This is a genomic window from Ligilactobacillus salivarius DSM 20555 = ATCC 11741, assembly GCF_001435955.1.
Classification (GTDB): Bacteria; Bacillota; Bacilli; order Lactobacillales; family Lactobacillaceae; genus Ligilactobacillus; species Ligilactobacillus salivarius.
In genome coordinates this window covers 39,010-45,580 of sequence record NZ_AYYT01000016.1, presented here as the reverse complement: position 1 = coordinate 45,580, position 6,571 = coordinate 39,010, and the positions used below count along the sequence as shown (strand labels likewise).

4 protein-coding genes are annotated in these 6,571 nt (G+C 33.3%); 3 read left to right on the top strand and 1 reads right to left on the bottom strand.

The genetic code is table 11. The features are described 5' to 3' along the window. Positions 1 to 252: 252 nt before the first annotated feature. A complete protein-coding gene (locus FC55_RS07385; protein ID WP_003701070.1) occupies positions 253 to 2,898 on the top strand; it encodes an HAD-IC family P-type ATPase in 2,646 nt (881 codons plus the stop codon). Between the two features lie 65 nt (positions 2,899 to 2,963). Here FC55_RS07385 and FC55_RS07380 read toward each other — a convergent pair whose 3' ends face one another. Then, on the bottom strand, positions 2,964 to 4,640 hold the full coding sequence (locus FC55_RS07380; RefSeq protein ID WP_035150137.1) for a glycerophosphodiester phosphodiesterase: 1,677 nt from the start codon (positions 4,638 to 4,640) through the stop codon (positions 2,964 to 2,966). A gap of 114 nt (positions 4,641 to 4,754) precedes the next feature. On the opposite strand from FC55_RS07380, the gene FC55_RS07375 reads away from it, so the two are divergent. Further along, positions 4,755 to 5,663 (top strand): L-lactate dehydrogenase, encoded by a 909-nt coding sequence (locus tag FC55_RS07375; protein WP_003701076.1) that lies wholly within the window; start codon positions 4,755 to 4,757, stop codon positions 5,661 to 5,663. Between the two features lie 162 nt (positions 5,664 to 5,825). Then, positions 5,826 to 6,551 carry a 16S rRNA (guanine(527)-N(7))-methyltransferase RsmG gene (gene rsmG / locus FC55_RS07370; protein WP_003701077.1) on the top strand — a complete coding sequence of 242 codons (726 nt, stop codon included), beginning with the start codon at positions 5,826 to 5,828 and terminating at the stop codon, positions 6,549 to 6,551. Positions 6,552 to 6,571: the final 20 nt, after the last annotated feature.

Here is a 6,571-nt window from a genome sequence, read left to right as displayed (position 1 = left end):
ATGTCTTTAGACTGGGGTAGTTGACAAGATGATTATACCATTTTAAAAATAAGTTGATTATTTATTAAGAAATTTATAAGTGTAATTTTTACTGATAAAAAAATGATATAGTATAACTGTAAAATATTTTAAGAAAGAAGGTTAAAGAAAGTAAAAAATTTAAATTTTGGTTTTGTGTATTGTAAGCGTGAATAATTTCCTAACTATTTTTGTTTTGCAAGATTTAAGACATAAATTAGGAAAGGAAAACTTATGAAAGAACCATATCAGATAAAGAAAGAAGAATTATCTAACGTTTATAAAAATAATAATTTCAAGCAAGGATTGACTTCAAAGGAAGCATTAGAGAGATTAAATGCAGATGGACCTAATACTTTAGAAGTGAAGCAGACTCCCAAATGGAAATTATTTTTACGACAATTCAATAATGTAGTTATATATATTCTATTGTTGTCGGCACTGTTGACACTTTTTATCAAACACTATACAGATGCAATCGTGATTATTGCGGTAGTGGTTATTAATTCCTTGATAGGATATTTCCAAGAGACTAGTGCTGCTAATGCTTTAGCTAAAATTAAGAATTTAATGGCTCAAAAAGCAACAGTTTATCGCGATGGAATACGTAAAGATATTGCAGCAGCTGATTTAGTTAAAGGGGATATCGTGTTTTTAGAAGCTGGAGATAATGTTCCAGCAGACTTGAGAATTGTAGAAGCAGATAATTTAAGGATAGAAGAGTCAGCTTTAACTGGTGAAACTAATTCTGTAACTAAAAGTGACGTTGCTTTAAGTGAAGAAAATATTCCACTAGCTGAACGTACTAATATGGCATATGCTTCAACTGCTGTAACAACAGGTAGTGGTCTAGGTATCGTTGTAGCAACAGCTAATGATACTGAAATTGGTAAAATCTCTCGTGAAGTTTCACAAATAAAATCAACTAAAACACCATTAATTAAGGAAATTGATGGCGTTGGTAAGGTTGTATCATATATTTCAATTATCGCATCGATCATCATCTTTGTAATAGGGTTCATGTTGAAGATATATGCCTTGCCAGCACTAGCTTTAGCAGTTGTAGCGATGTTAGTAGGTGCTATTCCAGAAGGGTTACCAGCAACTACTTCTGTGATTCTGGCTTTTGGTGTAAGTAAAATGGCTCGTGAACATAAGACTATTATTAAATCGATGCCAGCAGTTGAAACTCTAGGTTCAGTAGATATTATCGCCACAGATAAAACTGGTACTTTAACTAAAAATGAAATGACAGTTACCGATTTATGGGTAGGAAATCAGAAATATCAAGTAACAGGTAGTGGGTATGAGCCTTTAGGTAAACTTCTACAGGACAAGAAAGAAGTAACTATGACTGATAAGATTGAACAGTTTATTGAAGCTGGCTATCAAGCAAATGATACAATCTTATCTGAACATGATGGTAAGTGGCAGATAAATGGTGAAGCGACTGACGGAGCTTTCTTAACTTTATACCATAAATTAAAAGGTAAGAATGCCAAGAGTCCATACCATGAAGTAGATTTATTACCATTTGATTCAGACTATCGTTATATTGCGAAATTGGTAGAAAACGATGCTGGTCAACAAATGATATTTGTAAAAGGATCACCAGATAAATTATTGGAAATGGCGCAAATAGCTGATAATAATTTTGAGACAAAACTATGGATAGATCGAGCAGCAACTTGGTCTAAAGCAGGTAAACGAGTGATTGCTGTGGGTTACCAAGAAGTGAAAGGTAAGAAATTATCAGAAGTAACCCATCAAGATTTGTACCAAGGAATCACATGGCTAGGAATGGCAGCTTTACAAGATCCACCAAGAGAAGAAGTAGTGGTAGCTCTTCAAAAGATGAATCAAGCTGGTGTTGCAGTTAAGATGATAACTGGTGACCATCCTGAGACAGCTCGAGCGATTGGAAAGCAATTAGGTTTAACTAAAGGTAAGATTAAAGCAATAACTGGGCAACAATGGGATGCTTTAACTAAGGAAGAAAAGCAGAAGGCAGCACTTGAAAATCAAGTTTTTGCTAGAACTACTCCTCAAAATAAGCTAGAAATTATTACGTCTTTACAAGAAAAGAAGAAAGTAACCGCAATGACAGGTGATGGTGTAAATGACGCACCTGCCTTGAAAAAAGCAGATATTGGAATTGCGATGGGGATAAAAGGTACTGATGTGGCTAAAGATGCTGCTGATATGATTTTGGCAGATGACAACTTCGCAACAATGGCAACTGTTATCAAAGAAGGACGTAGGATTTACGATAATATCAAGAAAAGTATTCTCTTCCTATTACCAACGTCTTTTGCTGAAGGGTTAGTGGTAGCTTTTTCAATCCTGACAGGACAACAAGTACCGCTACAACCTGCACAATTACTGTGGATCAACTTGATTTCAGCAATTACAATTCAATTTGCTTTTGTTTTTGAAGAAGCAGAAAGTGATTTGATGGATAGAAAACCACGTTCATTGTCACAAAAGTTAATGAATATGAGTGAAATTAGACAAATGGGATTTGTTGCAGCTCTAATGGCAGGTTTTGCCTTAATTGCTTATGAGTGGTTCATCAGTATGGGAGTCAGTGAGATCAGTGCCTCTACAATGATGGTTAACATGATTGTCATAAGTAAGATTTTTTACTTCTTTAGCATTCGAACAGATGATTTTGCACTAGGTAAAGCTATCTTAGAAAATAAGCATGCTTGGTGGATAATTGGATTAATGATCTTATTCCAATTATTCCTAACATACACACCATTTATGCAAGTAGCATTTAAAGTGACGGCGATGTCACTATTAGAATGGGTAGTAGTAATTCTATTTTCTATTTTGATTTTGCTCATAGTAGAAGGTAAGAAACGATTAACTAAATAATACAAAAAGCAGTTTCTTGAGTAGATTAGGACTAAAAAATCCTAAAATCTCAAGCAAACTGCTTTTTAGCTATATAGCAAAACTTGTAATAATCTTTCAGCGTCGCTCCAATGTTGAGCTTCTTTAATGGCAACATGTAGTTGAGAAACATTATCAGTAACAATGCCATTGACACCTAAACTCAAAGCTTTATTAATGGCTAATCTGGAATTAGGGGTCCAAGCATAGACTAATTTATGTTTCTGCCGATTAATTGCCACAAAATCAGGTGATAAAGTTGAATAACGCATGCCATATGCATGAATGTTTTCTTCGGGAATAGTTAAGTTATATGGCATTAGATAATTTAAATTTCCCTTCGGAATATCATTTTGTAAAATCATCAAAGTTTGAAAATCTAAAGTGTGGAGTTGATGATGATTTTCAATGATATTAGCGTAGTATCTCTTAGCAAAAATATTAGCGAAATCAGTAGCGTTGTTAGGAGTAGTTTTTAACTCAATTAACAACTTTTGATGATGCTGATTTGCATATTTGAGATATGTGTCAAAATCAGTTAATTTCGTCTTGTGATTATTAGCTGTAACATTAAGCTTTTTAAGTTCAGCTAGAGTTAAATCTTCAGGATGAGCCTTAATACCAGCTAGTTTTTTTAAATTGTTATCGTGCAAGACAATGAATTTATTATCTTTAGTCATATGAACATCCATTTCGATGTAATCAGGATGATACTTAATCGTCTTTTTTAGTGATTCAAGTGTATTAGGCACACCGTTTTTCTGATTAACACCTCTATGAGCAATTGTCACAGGATTAATAGGGTGATTGAATAAAACCTTTCCTGTTGCAAAGCTCAAAGTGAAGGTGATAGCTATTAGTAAAAATTCTAATAAGAATGTTCTTCGCGGATTAGTAATCTGAACTTCTGTATAAGCCAGAGTTATACTTATGCCCAAACTAACGATGCCCCAAAGACTAAATAAAGCATAATTAATAGCTAGTAAATTATATGTTGGTAAAATCCAATCGGCTATAACTTGAAATAATAATATTACTAGATATCCACTCCAAGCAATAAGGAAAACTTTGATAAGAGCTAGCCAGAACTTTTTCCAGAAATTCTTAGTACTTGTGGTTTGCCAACTTATTTTTAAAGAGGAAAGAATACCTTCATTTTCCAAAACCATGAGGGGTAAGACAAGGTAAAATCTAATTAAAAAATACAGCAAACATATATAAAGTAGCTGCCCACCAACTAAAGTAATGGGATTCCTGGATACAAATTCAGTCACCATAGAAGTTAAAGTTAGATTGCTTAGCCAAGGTGTTTTAAATAAAAAGTGTAAAAATGGCAAAAAACCTAGTAAATAAACTCCAGTAATAATTCCACCTAACAAATGATATCTACCAAGTACTTCTAATGACTTTTGAAAAAGAGTATCCCAATTAAAACTCTCTGTAAGCAGCATTTTAAAGCCAATAATGGCAATAGTAGCTAGCCAAAAAGTTAATAGTAAGAAAACAATAAATTCTATTACTAACCCAGTGGCTACAAATGGATGTTTAATAATAATATTAGTTATATTGGTAAAAGAAATTAATGGAACAGCAGCCCGTTCTAAAAGAAAAGTTGAGAAGATTCTAAATAGAAACAAGCCTATCCAAGCAATTAAATTAATTAATAAACATAGCGTAAAAATACCATGCTTAAAGTTTTTAAATGAATGAAAGATAACTACCACAACCTTTAGACATTTTCTATAAATTATAGCATTTATATATAGAAATGAGATTGAAAAAGTTGTACTATATTGATAATAATAAAATTAAATAATGATTAGGAAGGATAGATTTCTATGAGGAAAATGGCAGTAATTGGTTTAGGACATGTAGGAGCAACAGTTGCTTATACTTTAGTTTCTCAAGGAATTGCTGATGAGCTTGTATTAATTGATACAAATGAGAAAAAAGTAGTTGCTGAAAAACTAGATTTTGAGGATGCAATGCCTCGTCTACCTTACCATGTAGAAATAAAGACACAAGATTATGCTGAATTAAAGGATGTTGATGTAATTATCACAGCCTTTGGTGACATTGATGCAAGTGTTAGAACTGGAAATCGTTTTGCAGAGTTCGAAATTAACACTAAGAATGCAGTAGAAGTAGGTAAGAAGATTAAGGAATCTGGTTTTAGTGGTGTTATTATTGATATTTCTAATCCTTGTGACGCAGTTACTTCTATCCTTCAAGAAACAACAGGATTACCACGTAACCAAGTGTTAGGTACAGGTACATTCTTAGATACAGCAAGAATGCAACATGTAGTTGGTGATGCTTTAGGACAAGATGGACGCAATGTAGAAGGTTTTGTCTTAGGTGAACACGGTAATTCTCAATTTGTAGCATGGTCAACAGTTAGAGTTAATAACAAGCCAATCACTGAATTCTTTACAGAAGAAGAATTAGAAGAATTAGGTAAGAAACCAGCAGAAGGTGGCTTTAAGGTAGCTAACGGAAAAGGATACACATCTTACGCAATTGCAACATGTGGCGTTAAGTTAGCACAAGCAGTATTATCAAATGCTCATTTCTTTGGACCTGTATCAACATATGTTGAAGAAGTTGGAACATACGTTGGATATCCAGCAATAGTTGGTGCTAAGGGTGTAGAAAAGGTAGTACCTTTAGTGCTTACTGATGAAGAAAAAGCAAAATTAGAACAATCCGCTAACTATATTAAAGAACATTTAGATAGCTTAAAATAAGAAAGAATGGTAGAGAATTATCGTGAAGATAGTTTTCTACTATTTTTTTGCAAGCATTTGCGATAACGGTTGTAATTTTAGAACAAATAAATTAAACTTAACTTGATATGTGAAACATGTCAGCGATGCTGTGTTTCACAAAATTTTGCAAGGAGTAATTTAATGACACCAGAAGAATTCCGTCAAAGTTTAGCAGAACAAGGATTGAATCTAACAGATGAACAAATGCAACAGTTTGAGCTGTATTATGAATTTTTAGTTGAAACCAACAAAAATTTGAATTTAACAGCAATCACTGAAAAAAATGAAGTGTATCTAAAACATTTCTATGATTCTTTATTATTAGCTTTGACAGTAAAGGATTTACAAACAGAAGAGTTGAGTTTATGCGATGTCGGAGCAGGAGCAGGGTTCCCATCTTTGCCAGTCAAAATAGCATTTCCACAATTGAAGATTACAATAGTTGATTCATTAAATAAGAGAATTAAATTTTTACAAGAATTAACTCAAAAACTAAATTTACAAGATGTTCATTTTCATCATGCACGTGCTGAAGAATTTGGTGGTAAACGAAGTGTTCACCGCGAACGCTATGATCTTGTAACAGCTAGAGCAGTGGCTAGAATGTCTGTATTATCAGAATTATGCTTACCACTAGCTAAAATTGGTGGAAGATTTATAGCTTTGAAAGCACAAAAATCAGATGAAGAGTTGAAGAATGCTCAAAAAGCAATCGAAGTTTTAGGTGGAAAAGTAATAGCAGATTACGCTACAGAATTACCACAAATTCATGATGAACGTCATATTATTGTTGTTGCAAAAGAGAAAGAAACCCCTAAAAAGTACCCTAGAAAAGCAGGAACACCAGCGAAATCTCCGATTGAATAAAGATTAATCGCAAAAAAGGA

Excerpts from the sequence above, each read along its gene's own strand:
- FC55_RS07375 (WP_003701076.1), top strand. The coding sequence starts at position 4,755 with ATGAGGAAAATGGCAGTAATTGGTTTAGGACATGTAGGAGCAACAGTT.
- FC55_RS07385 (WP_003701070.1), top strand. The coding sequence starts at position 253 with ATGAAAGAACCATATCAGATAAAGAAAGAAGAATTATCTAACGTTTAT.
- rsmG (WP_003701077.1), top strand. The coding sequence starts at position 5,826 with ATGACACCAGAAGAATTCCGTCAAAGTTTAGCAGAACAAGGATTGAAT.